The sequence below is a fragment of the Brevundimonas aveniformis DSM 17977 genome, assembly GCF_000428765.1.
In the GTDB taxonomy this organism is placed as follows: Bacteria; Pseudomonadota; Alphaproteobacteria; order Caulobacterales; family Caulobacteraceae; genus Brevundimonas; species Brevundimonas aveniformis.
Genome location: NZ_AUAO01000003.1, coordinates 508,038 through 523,134, shown reverse-complemented (window position 1 = coordinate 523,134; position 15,097 = coordinate 508,038). Strand labels below are relative to the sequence as shown.

At 64.7% G+C, this 15,097-nt stretch carries 14 protein-coding genes; 8 read left to right on the top strand and 6 right to left on the bottom strand.

Features of this window, described 5'->3' with window-relative positions:
- The 5 genes from metF to metH are packed head-to-tail and all read left to right on the top strand — an operon-like array spanning window position 1 to window position 6,193.
- A complete protein-coding gene (gene metF, locus G391_RS0111115) occupies window positions 1–948 on the top strand; it encodes a methylenetetrahydrofolate reductase [NAD(P)H] (protein WP_051257312.1) in 948 nt (315 codons plus the stop codon).
- Window positions 949–965: 17 nt separating this feature from the next.
- Entirely contained in the window at window positions 966–1,814 is an 849-nt protein-coding gene (bla, locus tag G391_RS0111110) for a subclass B3 metallo-beta-lactamase (RefSeq protein WP_029087583.1), read from the top strand.
- Window positions 1,811–2,887 carry a homocysteine S-methyltransferase family protein gene (locus G391_RS0111105; RefSeq protein ID WP_029087582.1) on the top strand — a complete coding sequence of 359 codons (1,077 nt, stop codon included), beginning with the start codon at window positions 1,811–1,813 and terminating at the stop codon, window positions 2,885–2,887. The genes bla and G391_RS0111105 overlap by 4 nt, the downstream gene beginning before the upstream one ends.
- Entirely contained in the window at window positions 2,887–3,546 is a 660-nt protein-coding gene (locus G391_RS15270; RefSeq protein WP_029087581.1) for a hypothetical protein, read from the top strand. Before G391_RS0111105 ends, G391_RS15270 begins: the two co-directional genes overlap by 1 nt.
- Before the next feature lies 1 nt (window position 3,547).
- Window positions 3,548–6,193, top strand: a complete 2,646-nt coding sequence (metH, locus tag G391_RS0111095) for a methionine synthase (RefSeq protein ID WP_029087580.1) — start codon at window positions 3,548–3,550, stop codon at window positions 6,191–6,193.
- Here metH and G391_RS0111090 read toward each other — a convergent pair.
- Both G391_RS0111090 and G391_RS0111085 read right to left on the bottom strand, forming a co-directional pair.
- Window positions 6,175–6,735: a DUF488 domain-containing protein gene (locus tag G391_RS0111090; protein ID WP_035304291.1), complete on the bottom strand. Its 561-nt coding sequence runs from the start codon at window positions 6,733–6,735 to the stop codon at window positions 6,175–6,177. The two genes, metH and G391_RS0111090, sit on opposite strands and share 19 nt — an antisense overlap.
- Complete coding sequence (locus tag G391_RS0111085; RefSeq protein WP_029087578.1) at window positions 6,735–6,944, bottom strand: hypervirulence associated TUDOR domain-containing protein; 210 nt, start codon at window positions 6,942–6,944, stop codon at window positions 6,735–6,737. The genes G391_RS0111090 and G391_RS0111085 overlap by 1 nt, the downstream gene beginning before the upstream one ends.
- A gap of 227 nt (window positions 6,945–7,171) precedes the next feature.
- Here G391_RS0111085 and aspS point away from each other — a divergent pair, with 227 nt between their 5' ends.
- Entirely contained in the window at window positions 7,172–9,013 is a 1,842-nt protein-coding gene (gene aspS, locus G391_RS0111080) for an aspartate--tRNA ligase (protein ID WP_169719107.1), read from the top strand.
- A gap of 198 nt (window positions 9,014–9,211) precedes the next feature.
- On the opposite strand, the gene G391_RS14665 is transcribed toward aspS, so the two are convergent.
- From G391_RS14665 to G391_RS0111065, 3 genes are read right to left on the bottom strand one after another with little or no spacing between them, the layout of a single operon-like run.
- Window positions 9,212–10,042, bottom strand: a complete 831-nt coding sequence (locus G391_RS14665) for a pentapeptide repeat-containing protein (RefSeq protein ID WP_051257310.1) — start codon at window positions 10,040–10,042, stop codon at window positions 9,212–9,214.
- A 51-nt stretch (window positions 10,043–10,093) separates the two neighbouring features.
- Window positions 10,094–10,576 carry a pentapeptide repeat-containing protein gene (locus G391_RS0111070; protein ID WP_029087576.1) on the bottom strand — a complete coding sequence of 161 codons (483 nt, stop codon included), beginning with the start codon at window positions 10,574–10,576 and terminating at the stop codon, window positions 10,094–10,096.
- A 36-nt stretch (window positions 10,577–10,612) separates the two neighbouring features.
- Complete coding sequence (locus G391_RS0111065; RefSeq protein ID WP_029087575.1) at window positions 10,613–13,357, bottom strand: TSCPD domain-containing protein; 2,745 nt, start codon at window positions 13,355–13,357, stop codon at window positions 10,613–10,615.
- Between the two features lie 173 nt (window positions 13,358–13,530).
- Between G391_RS0111065 and G391_RS0111060 the strand changes: the two genes are divergently transcribed.
- Both G391_RS0111060 and G391_RS0111055 read left to right on the top strand, forming a co-directional pair.
- Window positions 13,531–13,929 carry an NADH:ubiquinone oxidoreductase subunit NDUFA12 gene (locus tag G391_RS0111060; protein WP_211226503.1) on the top strand — a complete coding sequence of 133 codons (399 nt, stop codon included), beginning with the start codon at window positions 13,531–13,533 and terminating at the stop codon, window positions 13,927–13,929.
- Window positions 13,926–14,549 (top strand): DUF2155 domain-containing protein, encoded by a 624-nt coding sequence (locus tag G391_RS0111055; protein WP_029087573.1) that lies wholly within the window; start codon window positions 13,926–13,928, stop codon window positions 14,547–14,549. Before G391_RS0111060 ends, G391_RS0111055 begins: the two co-directional genes overlap by 4 nt.
- On the opposite strand, the gene aat is transcribed toward G391_RS0111055, so the two are convergent.
- On the bottom strand, window positions 14,498–15,094 hold the full coding sequence (gene aat / locus G391_RS0111050) for a leucyl/phenylalanyl-tRNA--protein transferase (protein WP_245572095.1): 597 nt from the start codon (window positions 15,092–15,094) through the stop codon (window positions 14,498–14,500). The genes G391_RS0111055 and aat overlap by 52 nt on opposite strands.
- Between the last annotated feature and the right edge of the window lie 3 nt (window positions 15,095–15,097).

Genomic DNA, 15,097 nt, shown 5'->3' with positions numbered 1-15,097 from the left:
ATGGCTACTTTAGCCGAAGCTCGCGCCCTGTTGCTGTCGCCGCTTGGCCCCGTCGCCCGGGCCGGGGACAACCCAAATCCTGTCCGCGTCTCGTTTGAATTCTTCCCCCCCAAGACCGACCAGGCCGAGGAGAATCTGTGGGCGGCGATCCAGCGACTGGCCCCCCTCGATCCCGCCTTCGTCTCGGTGACCTACGGGGCAGGGGGCTCGACGCGCGAACGTACGCACCGCACCGTCAGCCGCATTCTGGCCGAGACCGACCTCAAGCCTGCCGCGCACCTGACCTGCGTCGAGGCCAGCCGCGACGAGATCGATGAGGTCATTGCTGATTACAAGGCCGCCGGCGTCAATCACATCGTCGCCCTGCGTGGAGATCCGCCCGGCGGTTCAGGCATCGGCGGCGTCTACCAGCCGCGCCCCGACGGCTATGCCAACGCCACCGAGCTGGCCGCCGCCATCAGCCGCGTCGGCGGCTTCGACATCACCGTCGGCGCCTATCCCGAGAAACACCCCGAAAGCCCGTCGATCGAACACGATCTGGATGTGCTCAAGGCCAAGGTCGACGCCGGCGCTACGCGCGCTATCAGCCAGTTCTTCTTCGACATGGACGCCTTCCTGCGCTTTCGCGACCAGGTCCGCGCCGCCGGTATCGAAATCCCGCTAATCCCCGGCATCATGCCGGTGTCGAATTTCAAGGGCCTGCAGCGGATGTCGGGCGCCTGCGGCGCAGCGGTGCCGAGCTGGCTGGCGGCCCATTTCGACGGGCTGGATGACGACCCGGACACCCGACGCCTTCTCGCGGCTTCCGTCGCCGCCGAGACCTGCGCCCGCCTCCAGGAAGAAGGTTTTTCCGACTTCCACTTCTACACGCTCAACCGCGCCGATCTGGTCTATGCGATCTGTCGGGTGCTCGGTGTGCGCGAGACCCGGATAGATGAAAAATGTTGATCCGCTGCGCTCTCTTGATGACGGTTCTGCTATTCGCGAGCACACCCGCCCTTGCCCAAACTGAAGCGGACACCCGCGTTGAATGGAATCGCGCCGTTCAGCCATTCACAGTTGTTGGGAATGTACATTTCGTCGGTGTCGCAGGGCTGGGGGCCTATCTGATCACGACGCCCGAAGGACACATCTTGATCGACGGGGGTCTGCCCGAGTCCGCACCGCGGATCATCCAGTCGATTCGCGATCTGGGATTCGATCCGGCGGACGTTCGTATCCTCTTGAACACGCACGCTCACCTCGACCACGCTGGAGGCCTGTCAGAGATCCAGGCCGTGACGGGAGCCAGAATCATGGCCAGCGAGGGCGACCGTGGCGCCTTGGAGAGGGGTCGGCATCACGGCCTCACCAACTACGGGACCTGGTGGTTCCCGCCGGTCCGCGTGGATGAGATCGTCGCTGATGGGCAGGTCGTTGAGCTGGGAGGTGTGCGCCTCACGGCCATCGTCACGCCAGGGCACACGGCCGGATGCACGAACTGGAGCCTGCCGGTTGAGGATCGAGGCCGGAACCTGACGGTCCTCTTTTTCTGCAGCGCGTCCATCGGGGGCAACCTTCTGGTTGGCAACAGCGAGTACCCTAACATCGTGGACGACTACCGTCAGACCTTCGAGCGCCTCGCGCAGATCGAGGCCGACGTCGTCCTGGCCAACCATCCTGATATCGCTGATCTCTTTGAACGCCGCGAGCGCCTGATGGCGGGCGACGACGAGGCCTTCGTCGATCCCTCGGCCCTTGGTGCCATTACCGAGACCTTCAGGCAGGCCTTCGAGGCGGGTCTGGAGCGGCAGACCAGAGACGCCCAGCCATGACCGAACCGACTCCGAGGCAGGCTCGGATCGCCGCCCTGAAGGCCGCCGCCCGCGAGCGCATCCTCGTGCTGGACGGCGCCTGGGGCGTGATGATCCAGCGCGAGGATCTGTCGGAAGAAGACTTCCGGGGAGAGCGGTTCGCCGCGCACAATCATCCCCAGAAGGGCAACAACGACCTCCTGATCCTGACCCGGCCGGACCTGGTCACCAGCCTGCACGACGCCTACTTCGCCGCCGGCGCCGACATCACCGAGACCAATACCTTTTCCGCCACGACGATCGCCCAGGCCGACTATGGGCTGGAGGATGCGGTCAATGATCTGAACTTCGAAGGGGCCCGGATCGCCCGCGCGGTGGCCGATCGCTGGACCGAGAAGGAGCCGCACAAGCCGCGCTTTGTCGCCGGGGCCATGGGGCCGACCAACCGCACCTTGTCCATCAGCCCGGACGTCAATGATCCCGGCTACCGCGCGGTTTCCTTTGACGAGGTCTATGACGCCTACAAGCAGCAGGCCCGCGCCCTGCATGAAGGTGGCGTCGACCTGTTCCTGGTCGAGACCGTCTTCGACACCCTGAACGCCAAGGCCGCGATCAAGGCCATCCTGGACCTGGAAGATGAGGGGTATGATCCCCTGCCGCTGTGGATCTCGGGCACCATCACCGACCGGTCGGGCCGCACCCTGTCGGGTCAGACGGCCGAGGCCTTCTGGAACTCCATCCGCCACGCCAAGCCGTTCGCCGTCGGCTTCAACTGTGCGCTGGGGGCCGAGCTGATGCGTCCACACATCGCCGACCTGAGCCGTGTCGCCGATACGCTGGTGAGTGCCTACCCCAACGCCGGCCTGCCCAACGCCATGGGCCAGTATGACGAACAGCCGCACGAGACCGCCCACTTCCTGGAGGAATGGGCCAGGTCCGGCCTCGTCAACATCGTCGGCGGCTGCTGCGGCACCACGCCGGATCACATCCGCCATGTGGCCGAGGAAGTTGCGGGCGTCACGCCGCGCGCGATCCCGGAACGGCCTGTAGCGATGCGGTTGTCAGGGCTGGAACCGTTCGAGCTGGTGGCGTGATGACCTGTCGCTTTCTTGCAGTGAATGACTGGTCAGACGCGGCCAACGTGGCAACGACCTTCTCGATGCCAATCGCCTTGCTGGCGGTCATTGTGGCCGGCTGGCAAATCGTTCAGCAACTCCAAGGCACGCGGCGAGAAGCTGCGTTCGAAGTTTTTCTCGATTTCACCGAACGGTTTAGGGTGATTTCTGAACTTCGAAGAATGCTCAACTCCCGTTTTGACCACGGGGATCGATCAGTTAACATTGAAGCGATCTACAATTTCTACAGCCAGTATTGGAATCTCCAAATCAACCAGTGGGAGATGTTCCGCGCCGGCCTGCTTCCCATAGAAATTTATGCGAACTGGTTGATTTACACTCACGACAACATCCACGGGCCTTTTGCGCTCAGCTACTACGGGCCAAAGGGCAAGAAGTTAGCGCTGTCTGCTTCTGAAGCCTTCGTGTCGGTGGCAAAGAAGCGAATGCTCAGGGGACAGACCGAGGCGTGTAGTTTCTTCGAGGCCTTGGCAGCGGTTCCGCACTCATGGAAGGCTGGGTGTGGGTTCGAGATTTTCGACGATCCAGACCGACCCAAGCGACATCAAGAAATCACGTCGCTTCTGGAGACGAAGCAGAAAGCCTATCGGCGTTCAAAAGTTTGGGCCCTCAAGTAAAATGCGTCCCACCTTCATCAACGTCGGTGAACGCACCAACGTCACCGGCTCGGCCAGGTTTCGCAAGCTGGTGGTGGCGGGCGACTATGCCGCTGCGCTCGATGTCGCGCGTCAGCAGGTCGAGGCAGGGGCCGCCGTCATCGACATCAACATGGACGAAGGTCTGCTGGACGGCGTCGTCGCCATGCGGACCTTCCTCAATCTGATCGCCGCCGAGCCGGACATCGCCCGCGTGCCGGTGATGATCGACTCGTCCAAATGGGAGGTCATTGAGGCGGGCCTGAAGTGCGTTCAGGGCAAGCCCATCGTCAACTCCATCTCGATGAAAGCCGGAGAGGCCGAGTTCCGCGAACAGGCGGTCAAATGCCTGCGCTACGGTGCCGCCGTGGTGGTCATGGCCTTTGACGAGGTGGGTCAGGCCGACACCGCCGCCCGCAAGATCGAGATCTGCACCCGCGCCTACAACATCCTGGTCAATGAGGTCGGCTTCCCGCCCGAGGACATCATCTTCGACCCCAACATCTTCGCCGTGGCCACCGGGATCGAGGAGCACGACAACTACGCCGTCGACTTCATCGAGGCGACGCGGGTGATCAAACAGACCTTGCCCTACGCCCGCGTCTCGGGCGGCGTGTCGAACGTCTCGTTCAGCTTCCGTGGCAATGAGCCGGTGCGCCGCGCCATCCACAGCGTGTTCCTCTATCACGCCATCAACGCCGGCATGGACATGGGTATCGTCAATGCGGGCGATCTGCCGGTCTATGACGACATCGACCCGAAGCTGAGGGAGGCCGTCGAGGATGTCATCCTCAACCGGCCCCAGCGCACCAATGTCTCCAATACCGAGCGCCTGGTCGACATGGCCCCGGACTACAAGGGCGAGAAAGGCGCCGCCCGCGTCGTCGACTTGACCTGGCGCGAAGCTCCCGTGGCCAAGCGGATCGAGCACGCCCTGGTTCACGGCATCACCGAGTTCATCGAGGCCGATACGGAGGAGGCGAGGGCGGCCTGCGAACGCCCGCTCCACGTCATCGAAGGCCCCCTGATGGACGGCATGAACGTGGTCGGCGACCTGTTCGGCTCGGGCAAGATGTTCCTGCCGCAGGTGGTCAAGTCTGCCCGGGTGATGAAGCAAGCGGTCGCCTATCTCGAACCCTTCATGGAGGCCGAAAAGGAAGGTCAGCCGCGCACCTCGAACGGCAAGATTCTGATGGCCACGGTCAAGGGCGACGTCCACGACATCGGCAAGAACATCGTCGGCGTGGTCCTGCAATGTAACAACTATGAGGTCGTGGACCTGGGCGTCATGGTCCCGGCCGACCGCATTCTGGATGAGGCCGTCACCAACAACTGCAACATCATCGGCCTGTCGGGCCTGATCACGCCCAGCCTCGATGAGATGGTCTTCGTCGCCTCCGAGATGGAGCGGCGCGGCTTTGACATTCCGCTGTTGATCGGCGGGGCCACCACCAGCCGCACCCACACCGCCGTCAAGGTCGAACCGGCCTATAAACGCGGCTCCACCACCTATGTCATCGACGCCTCGCGCGCCGTCGGCGTCGTCGCCGGCCTGCTCTCGCCCACCGATCGCGAGAAGAACGAGGCCGCCACGCGAGCCGACTACGTCAAGATCCGCGAACAATACGCCCGCAGCCAGGAAACCAAGGCCCGCGCCACCCTCGCCGACGCCCGCGACAACCGCTGGCGGTCGGAGGACGATCAGACCCCGGCCCCCGCGCCGTCGTTCCTGGGCGTGCGTACCTTCAGCAGCTGGGATCTCCAGGACCTCGCCGACCACATCGACTGGACGCCCTTCTTCGCCAGCTGGGAGCTGATCGGCCGTTATCCGCTGATCCTTGAGGACGAGGTGGTGGGCGAGGCCGCCCGCGACCTGTTCGGCGACGCGCAAGAAATGCTGAAACGGATCATCGCGGAAAAGTGGTTCACGGCCCGTGGCGTCGTGGGTTTCTGGCCCGCCAATGCGGTCGGCGACGACATCGTCGTCTGGACGGACGAGGGCCGCACCGAGGAGCTGGCCCGGTTCCACACCCTGCGCCAACAGATCAAGAAGGCCAACGGCAAGCCCAACCTGGCCATGAGCGACTTCGTGTCAGAGGACGGCCCGGATTACATCGGCGCCTTCGCCGTCACCGCCGGCCACGGCGAGCTGGAAAAGGCAGCCGAGTTCAAGGCGACGGGCGACGACTATTCCGCCATCCTCTCGACCGCGCTCGCTGACCGCCTGGCCGAAGCCTTCGCCGAAGCTCTGCACAAGAAGGTCCGCACCGAACTGTGGGGCTATGCCGCGGACGAACAGACCACCATCGACGATCTGATCGCCGAAAAATACCAGGGCATCCGCCCGGCCCCCGGCTATCCGGCGCAGCCGGACCACACCGAAAAGGCCACCCTGTTCCGCCTGCTGAACGCGGGCGAGAACGCCGGTATGGCCCTGACCGAGAGCTTCGCCATGACCCCGCCCGCGTCGGTCAGTGGCCTCTATTTCGGCCATCCCGGCAGCCACTATTTCGGCGTCGGCAAGATCGACCGCGATCAGGTCGAGGACTATGCCGCGCGCAAGGGCATGGACCTGGCCGTCATGGAACGCTGGCTCTCGCCGATCCTCAACTACGATCCAGCAGGCTGACGGTCCGTTTCTGTCGGCGGATAGATCACCTTGCCATCGGGCCTCAACATCGCCCCGAGTGTCGGGCTGGCCTGAACGCTCTTGCCCGGCTCCATCAGGTGGGCAACCGCCTGGCCGTTCAGCATCAGATAGTCGGCTATGATGCGCCGGTGGCAGCGCCACCACATGGCCTCGGCGCACATCAGGGCCACCCGCCGCGTGTTCCCAAGCCGGCTTAGCTGGTCGAAGGCCGCGCCGTAGACCGGGCCGAGAGCATAGTCGGCATAGTTGTGAAACGCCTGTACCTGCCACAGGGCATTGACCGCTTCGGGCACCTCCGGCTGGCGAGGTCGGCGTCCACCCAGATCGGCCATGTGAACGTAGTCGATGTCGAGCGCCTTCAGCCGGGCCGGAAGGGTATCGATGTTGAACGCCGGATTGTGCCGAGATCGCGGGAAACTTCGGACATCGACCAGCAATTCGATCCCGGTGCCGACCAGCATCTCTTCGATGGTTTCGACGGTTCGGTCCGAATGGCCGATAGTGGCGAATCCTTTCGCCATCAGGGGATCAGCGTCAGAGCCGCACCCTTGTGAGCGGCAACGTGATCGGTCTTGTCGCTCTTGATCTCATACTGAGGGTCGTCGGGCGTCGCATGGTGCGTGTAGCCCTTGTAGGCGAAATCCGCCTCGCGAATCCGGACGATGCGACCGCTGACCCGTCCGGCCTCAGAGTTCCAACTGACGTGATCTCCGATGGCGAAGGTTGCCATGGCGGGCTCCCGGCTTCAGTGCGGTCGTCATCATGCCCGACAATTCGGTGAGCGTCATGCCTGCCTCACGAGGTTCAGCGACGGGGCCAGGTGCACGGTAAGGGAGGGCGGTTGTGTTCTGGAAAGCCCAGGGGGCTCGTGGGGTCCAGCCTTGACTTTGCCGGGGGATCAGGCCCTTTACGCGCCTCCCGAATTCGGGGCCGGACGGCCCCTCAGAACCAGCCGAAATGACAGCCATGCACGCCTATCGTACCCACACCTGCGGTGATCTGCGATCCTCCGATGCCGGATCGAACGTCCGTCTGTCCGGGTGGGTCCATCGCAAGCGCGACCACGGCGGCCTGTTGTTCGTCGATCTGCGCGACCACTACGGCCTGACCCAGTTGGTCCTGCATCCGGAGTCTCCGGGATTTGCGGTTGTCGAGCGCCTGCGCGCCGAAAGCGTCATCTGTGTCGATGGCGAGGTGGTTCTGCGCGAGGCCGGAACCATCAACCCCAACTTGCCGACCGGCGAGGTCGAGGTGCGCGTCACGGGCGTCGAGGTGCTGTCAGAGGCCGCCGAACTGCCGATGCCGGTCTTTGGCGATCAGGAGTACCCCGAGGAAATCCGCCTGGCGAACCGCTTCCTCGATCTGCGGCGCGAGCGCCTGCACAAGAACATCGTCCTGCGCTCAAAGGTGATTTCGTCGATCCGCCGCCGCATGGTCGATCAGGGCTTCCTTGAGTATCAAACCCCGATCCTGACAGCCTCATCGCCCGAAGGCGCGCGCGACTTTCTGGTCCCGTCGCGTCTGCACCCCGAGAAGTTCTACGCCCTGCCGCAGGCCCCTCAGCAATTTAAACAGCTGCTGATGGTTTCAGGCTTCGACCGCTATTTCCAGATCGCTCCCTGTTTCCGGGACGAGGACCTGCGCGCGGACCGCTCGCTGGAATTCTACCAACTCGACGTCGAGATGAGCTTCGTGACCCAGGAGGATGTCTTCGCGGCCATCGAACCCGTCATGCATGGCGTCTTCGAAGAGTTTGCAGACGGCAAGCCCGTCTCGTCGATCACCAGCACGCACACCTTCACCAATGACTTCAGGCAGTCGTTCGAGCATGCCGGCTTCGAGCGCCTGACGTTTGCGCAGTCGATGGCCTGGTACGGCACCGACAAGCCGGACACGCGAAACCCGATCAAGATGCAGGTCGTTTCGGACCACTTCCGTGACGGCGGCTTCGGTCTGTTCGCCAAGATCCTGGGGGCGGACGACAAGAACGCGGTCTGGGCCATCCCGGCCCCGACCGGGGGCAGCCGCGCCTTCTGCGACCGCATGAACTCCTGGGCCCAGGGCGAAGGCCAGCCGGGCCTCGGCTACATCTTCTGGTCCGACGACCAGAATGCCTGGGGCGGCCCCATCGCCAAGAACTTGGGACAGGAGCCGACCGAGGCTCTGATGGCCTCGCTGGGTCTGGGTCAGGGCGACGCTGCCTTCTTCACGGCGGGCAATCCAGCGGCGTTCGCCAAGTTCGCAGGTCTGGCCCGCACCCGGGTCGGCACCGAGCTGAAGCTGATCGACGAGAACCAGTTCAAGTTCTGCTGGATCGTCGACTTCCCGATGTTCGAGTGGTCGGAGGAGGAGAAGAAGGTCGACTTCTCGCACAACCCGTTCTCGATGCCGCAGGGCGGTCTGGAGGCCCTGGAGACGCAGGATCCGCTGACCATCCGCGCCTATCAGTACGACATTGTCTGCAACGGCTATGAGCTGTGCTCGGGGGCGATCCGAAACCACAAGGCCGAGATCATGCTCAAGGCCTTCAACATCGCCGGCTATGATGCCTCGGTCGTCGAGGATCAATTCGGCGGCATGCTCAACGCCTTCCGTTACGGCGCACCGCCGCATGGTGGCCTGGCCCCCGGCATCGACCGCATCGTCATGCTGCTGGCCGGCGAAACCGCCATTCGCGAAGTCATTGCCTTCCCGCTGAATCAGCAGGGCGAAGATTTGCTGATGAATGCGCCGACGCGAGCCGAGGAGCGTCAGCTCAAGGACGTGCACATTCGCACAGTCCCGCCGATCAAGGTCTAGGTCTAATCGACATTCAGATCGATTATTAGTTTAAATACAAACACACTCGTCATGGTCGGGCTTGTCCCGGCCATCCATCACCACCGGCCGGGCAAGACGATGGCGGCTGTTCCGACATCAGAACGACTGGATATTCAACGAGGTGATGGGTTCCCGGCACAAGGCCGGGAATGACGGATCTTTGAACGTCGATTGAATCTAGTCGACGTCAGTCGCCACGACGGTGAAGAACGGTCGGGGTGGAGCGACCGGGCGCGGCGCACCCCCTCGACCACCGCCACAGCTGCGAGCCGTCAGGCCATCCGGCAGGCGCGTTGAACTGTCCGAACAGGCTGAGTTGATCTGGGACTGGGTGAGGCCGCGGGCTTGTGACAGATCAGCACCGCGCAGATCGGCCCGAAGCAATTCCGCGTCGGTGAAATCAGCACGGGTGAAGCGCCCTCCGGTCAAGCGCGCACTGTTCAGTTCGGCACCCTCGAAATCGGCACCTGAAAAGTCGCCATAGACCAGTTCGGCGGCGGACATTTCCGCTCCGGCGAAATTGGCATCGACCGCGCGCGCGCGGCGCAGGCGGGCTCCGAGGAGCTCAGCACCCGAGAGGTTGGCGCGTGAAAGATCAGCATTGCTGAAATCAGCCCCGCGAGCCTCAACCCCGTCCAGCCTGGCCTGAACCAGGGCGGCACCCGAAAACCGGCTTCCGACCAGTTCGGCCCCACGAAGGTCGGCCCGGGTCAGGTTCGTCTCGGAAAAATTGGAGCCAACGACATTGGCTCCCCGCAAATCTGATCCGACCAGAGTGGCCTGGGTGAAGTTGGCCCCGACAAAATTGGCCCCCGCCAGGCGACGACCCGACAGCTCGCAACGCACGCATGAACCGCTGATCGAAATCACGCGAGAGACGTCACGATCCTGAAATCCGATCTGGCTGGCGGCCACGGCCGTCGAGGCTCCGAACACCGCCAGGGCCGCTGCAGTTGCAGCAGGTGCCAGTCGCAGGAAGGGGCGCTCAAAGACCGTCATGGGCCCCATGTCATTCATTTGGCGGGCCGGAACCACTTAAATCGCGGTAAGGTCCGGCACTCAGCAGCTTGGGATGGACAGAGATCCCGGCAGCTCGGTGGAGCCGTCGCCGCACGCGGCATTCAACTGGCGTTGAGTAAGACCCCGCGCGCCGCGCATCTGGGCACCGGAGAAATTGGCCCCCGTAAGGTCAGCACCACTGAAGTTGGCCCCCTCAAGATAGGCCCCGACCCACGATGAGTTGGTCAGGTTCGCACCACTGAAGCTGGCCTGGGAAAAGACACCGCCATAGGCATCCACGTCGCGCAGATCGGCGCGTGAGAAATTGGCGGCATTGAGCACCGAGGCGGTCAACCAGGCCTGGCGCAGACGCGCCCCGGAAAAGTTGCGCCCGCGCGCCTCCACGCCCGTCAGGTCCGCCTGAAAGAGATTGCAACCCGGGCAGGACGCGCCCCGTTGGGCCGAGGCAATTTGGCCGGCATTCTGGGCGGCGGCGGGCGCCGCCAGGCTGATCAGGGCGGCGGCAAACAGGAGAGTGCGCATGGTGAGGGCTCCGTGACCCGATTTACCATGCAAGATTCAGGCCTGGCTGGTCGACAGGTCCGCTTCGGTGGGAGCAATGCCGCACGTGTCACAGACGAAGGCCCCGCCTTTCATCTGAAGCGCGGCATCGCCACAGGCCGGGCAAACATCAGCGACGGGCGGCTGGCTGAAGGAGGCGGCCTCGGCATCCGTATCGCGCCGCCCGAACGGGACTACGACAAGATTGTCAGGGGCCCCCCCCCGCATCAGACCCTTCGAGATGAAGCGTGTGGCTGGGGTAGGGGCTTCTTCCGCATCGGGATCGAGGCCATCATCTGTCGGCAGTGTCGGTCGGGCATTGGCCAGGTCGGAACGCCCCTGGTAGCTGACAGCCAGCTCACGAAACACATAGTCGAGAATGGACGTCGCCGAGCGGATGGAGTCATTGCCGGTGACCGCGCCCGATGGCTCGAACCGGGTGTAGACGAAGGCGTCGACAAATTCCTCCAGCGGCACGCCGTACTGAAGCCCGATCGAGACTGAGATGGCGAAATTGTTCATCAGGCTTCGGAAGGCGGCACCTTCCTTGTGCATGTCGATGAAGATTTCCCCGATCTCGCCGTCCTCGTACTCACCGGTGTGCAGATAGACCTTGTGTCCTCCGACGGCGGCTTTCTGAATATAGCCCTTGCGGCGGTCCGGCAGCTTGCGGCGCTGAGGCCGCTGGGCGGGCAGGCTTTCGGCGCGCCTCGGCGCGGGCTCGACGGTCGCGGGTGCGTGCGTCTCGGGCTGGTTCAGGTCGAAAAGCACCAGTCCGTCGGGGGGCGATGCCCGCTCGACCCGGACGGCTCGGATTCCAGCCAGGGCCGCCGTCGATTGCAGACGGGTGAGGTCATCGGTGGCGGCGTCCCAACCGGCGTAAAGCGTGAGGCGGCGAGGTGCCCCCGAGAAGATCTCGACGGCGGTGGTCAACGCCAGTTCGGCCTCCAGCCCTGGGGGGGCGAGGGCGGCGGAAATGGCGTCGGTCAGCCCGCTCCATTCCGTCAGGTCGGAGGCCCCCAGCGCATAGTCGGCAGCCTGTTCGATCTGGTGGCTCGGCACACCGAGATGGCTCAACAGACAGAATCCGGCCTGTCCCGCCAGCTCAGCTTCGACGCCAAGAGCATCCTCGACGAAACCGGCCCCGAGCACCGAAGGGGAAAAGGCCTCCGCCAGGTTCGAGGCTTGGTCCAACTCCATCTCGATGGACTTCAGTTCGATGTCCGTGAAGCCAAAGGCCCGCAGCCCTTCAAGGTCGATGCCTGGAGCGTCGGCGAGTGTGCGGCGTCCCAGCAGGTGCCGCTCGGCGGCCTCGACATCAGCGTCCAGCATATGGAGCGCACGCGCTACGTCTGGATGGAGCACGCGCTCAACCTCGCCGTCCGACGTCTCGACCACGCCGGTCAAGCCAGACGCAGGCTGGATGCCGTCACTGGGCATGGCCAGCCGCAGTCGCGTTTCCGCATCGATGTCCAGTGCGGTGACCTGGAGGTTCCGCAGGCCTGACTTGCGCGCGAGCTTCAGGGCGCGGGCGTAGAGTTTCGCCGCCGTCGGGTCGATCCGATCAGCAGCAAGGCGCTTGCGATCCAGGCTCGAAAGCGCAGCGGGGCCTTCTGCGGCCCAGTCGCGACAGGGCGACACCTGTGAGGCTAGTTCGGCGGAGGCGATCAGGGCCGCTGAATCCAGAGTGGCAACCCAGGTCGCAGCCTGGAGGCGTGCCGCATCACTGTCGTAGGCGAGCCCTTCGGCGCGCATTCGATCTCCGAGGCCGCAAAGGACAAGCGCCAGCGGCCGGGCGTCATGTCGGCGACGCGCCAGCAGGCCGGATGCGCAGAAGCCGCAGGCGGATTCGATTTCCAGGGCGAGGGTCCAGACACGGGCCAGCGCCACCAGGTCGACCAGGTCAATCTGGCGAGCATCCAGACCGACAATCGGGGCCGCTTCCGCCAGCAGGACGGCCTCGGCATCGACCGGCGAGAAGGCCAGCCGCAGACCGGGTGCCTCGGCAACAAGCTGGGCAGGGCGGGAGCCGGCGGCGACTTCGGCCCGTTCGGCCAGCACGAGCCATTCGTTGGCCGCCTGGGCTGCGTCGATGGAGCCATTGAGCGCCAGCTGGATCGCCGCGTCGTCCAGTCCGGCGTCCTGGGCAGCGCGAATGGTCCGTGCCAGGCTGGAGTTCTGGTTCGGGTCGCGACAGCTGGAGGTCGCGCCGTCGCAGCGTAGCGTCGCGGCAAACACCGCTTCGAGACGGGCCTGGGCCACCGCAGTCAGGCCGGTGGACAGGCGCGCGTGCCGGCGCGTGTCGAGCTGGCGCTCGAGGTCAGGGGCCGCGAGCGAACCGGGGGCTGCGTCAGTTGCCGGGCCTAGCTGGTCGTCGGCCGTCGGGTGAATTCTGTAGCCGTCCTGACACAGCCCGCCGGGAGCGGCCATGCCGAGCAACAGGGTGGCGGTTATCTCGTCGACAAAGGCGGTGGCGCTGGCTTCGTCCTGGAGCGCCCCCGTGGCACGTCCCCAGGCCGCGAGCCGATGGGCATATCGGAACAGCGCCCCGTTGAGCGGGGCATCCGGGCTGGGTAGCCGAGGCGTAGATTGTGCCGGATAGTCCGTGGGCAGGCCATCGGCCCAGTCGAGCCAGGCGTCGATCCGCGCTGTTGTCCAGTCGGTGGGCGCGGTGACCCGGATCCATTCCCCGGCACGCTCGATCAGGCGACCCGTCAGGGCCGGCTGTCGTTCCGATACGGCGAAGCGGGATTCGAGCCGCAAGTCGTGCCTCCGTCACAGTTGACAGGAGTTTAGCCCCCCGATTCGCTCACGCCAATAGATATGGGGGTTGCGCGGCGAATAACCCACAAGATGTTGCCTGTCCTGATGTAGGGCTGGCCATGGACGCCACCCGACACGCGCTCTATAAGTTGCGGGTTCGTCGTCAATCGGAAATGCCCGTGTTCAAGTCTCTGCTCACCTGGTGGAACGGTGCCACAATCGGAACCCGTTTCACGATCGCCAAGCGCGGCCGCAAGGTCGGAGAGGACGAATTCGGCAACATCTATTACGAGAGCCGCGACAACATCAGCTACGACGGGCGCAAGCGCCGTTGGGTCGTGTTCAACGGCTATGCCGAGGCGTCCAAGGTCTCGCCGGACTGGCACGGCTGGCTTCACTACACCTTTGACGAGCCCCCGACCGAGGCCCCGCTGCCGCGGCGAGCCTGGGAAAAGGACTATCTGCCCAACCTGACGGGCACGCCGATGGCCTGGCGTCCGCCGGGATCGCTGGCCCGCACCGGAGAGCGTCCGGCGGCGACCGGTGACTATGAGGCATGGAGCCCGGAATGAAGCGCGCCCGCTGGTTCACGATCAGCGCGCTTGCCGCCATCGCAGCCGCCGGCCTAGCGACGGCGACACCGGCTCCGATTCCCCCGGCCGATCCCATCGGGGCGGTGATCCCGCCGCCGCAACCTCAGGCTCCGGCGACGCCGCCGCCGGTTACGCCCGACGCTGTCAGCGAGGACGAGGCACCTGCAGAAAATGCGGCGGCAGCTCCCGCCACACCGGCTCCGCGCGTTGATGGCGGCATGCCGGTTGGTAATCCGATGCCGGAACTGGCCGACCCCTTGTCGCGCCCACGTCAGGGGGTCGCGATCATCCAGGCGCTGGACAAGGTGACCGCCGTGTCCATCCGTTTTGCAGTGCCGGTCGGTCAACAGCGCCGCTGGCGCGGTCTGGTCTTCCGTGTGCGGGCCTGCGAGCGGACGGCGGCCGACGAGCCGATGCCGGATTCGGTCGCCTATCTGGAAATCTTCTCGCAGCCGCGCGCGCGCGACGGAGCTGTGGAGCCGCGGCGGGTTTATCAGGGTTGGATGTTTGCTTCGTCGCCGGCGCTGAGCCCGCTGGAGCATCCGCTCTATGATGCCTGGGTTGTTTCCTGCCAGGCTGAGGCCCCATCAGACGCATAGGGCATCCGCCCGAAATCGGCATCCAGCTCAACGGCGCTCCGTAGTCGCCGCTGATAGTCATCGCGTGTGATTTCGATGGCCCCGAGGCTGGTCAGGTGGGGCGTGAGGAACTGCGCGTCCAGCAGCCGGTATCCACCGATCCGAAGCCGGGCGATCAGGTGGACCAGCGCGACCTTGGAGGCATCGCGCTCGAAGGACACCATGCTTTCCCCAAAGAAGGCGGCCCCCAGGGCGACGCCATACAGCCCTCCCGCGAGGTGCCCTTCGCGCCAGCATTCGACGCTGTGAGCGAAGCCGGCGGCATGTAGCTCGAGATAGAGGCGGCGGATTTCCGGGTTGATCCAGGTATCGCTGCGATCACCGACCCCAGGGGCGGCACAGGCATCCAGCACCGCCTCGAAGGCCGTATCGACACGCACCTCGAAATGATCGGACCGAACGGTGCGGCCCAGCCGTCGCGGAAGGGTCAGGGCCTCAAGCGGGATGATCCCGCGCAGGGCGGGATCCACAAAGAACAGCACGGGGTCGTCGCGACCCTCGGCCATGGG

Bases quoted from the DNA above. Each gene is read 5' to 3' on its own strand.
- G391_RS0111090 (WP_035304291.1), bottom strand. From the start codon at position 6,735: ATGGCGAAAGGATTCGCCACTATCGGCCATTCGGACCGAACCGTCGAA.
- G391_RS0111060 (WP_211226503.1), top strand. From the start codon at position 13,531: ATGCCCGTGTTCAAGTCTCTGCTCACCTGGTGGAACGGTGCCACAATC.
- aat (WP_245572095.1), bottom strand. From the start codon at position 15,094: ATGGCCGAGGGTCGCGACGACCCCGTGCTGTTCTTTGTGGATCCCGCC.
- G391_RS15270 (WP_029087581.1), top strand. From the start codon at position 2,887: ATGACCTGTCGCTTTCTTGCAGTGAATGACTGGTCAGACGCGGCCAAC.
- aspS (WP_169719107.1), top strand. From the start codon at position 7,172: ATGACAGCCATGCACGCCTATCGTACCCACACCTGCGGTGATCTGCGA.
- G391_RS14665 (WP_051257310.1), bottom strand. From the start codon at position 10,042: ATGGGGCCCATGACGGTCTTTGAGCGCCCCTTCCTGCGACTGGCACCT.
- G391_RS0111105 (WP_029087582.1), top strand. From the start codon at position 1,811: ATGACCGAACCGACTCCGAGGCAGGCTCGGATCGCCGCCCTGAAGGCC.
- G391_RS0111070 (WP_029087576.1), bottom strand. From the start codon at position 10,576: ATGCGCACTCTCCTGTTTGCCGCCGCCCTGATCAGCCTGGCGGCGCCC.
- metH (WP_029087580.1), top strand. From the start codon at position 3,548: ATGCGTCCCACCTTCATCAACGTCGGTGAACGCACCAACGTCACCGGC.
- bla (WP_029087583.1), top strand. From the start codon at position 966: ATGACGGTTCTGCTATTCGCGAGCACACCCGCCCTTGCCCAAACTGAA.
- G391_RS0111055 (WP_029087573.1), top strand. From the start codon at position 13,926: ATGAAGCGCGCCCGCTGGTTCACGATCAGCGCGCTTGCCGCCATCGCA.
- G391_RS0111085 (WP_029087578.1), bottom strand. From the start codon at position 6,944: ATGGCAACCTTCGCCATCGGAGATCACGTCAGTTGGAACTCTGAGGCC.
- metF (WP_051257312.1), top strand. From the start codon at position 1: ATGGCTACTTTAGCCGAAGCTCGCGCCCTGTTGCTGTCGCCGCTTGGC.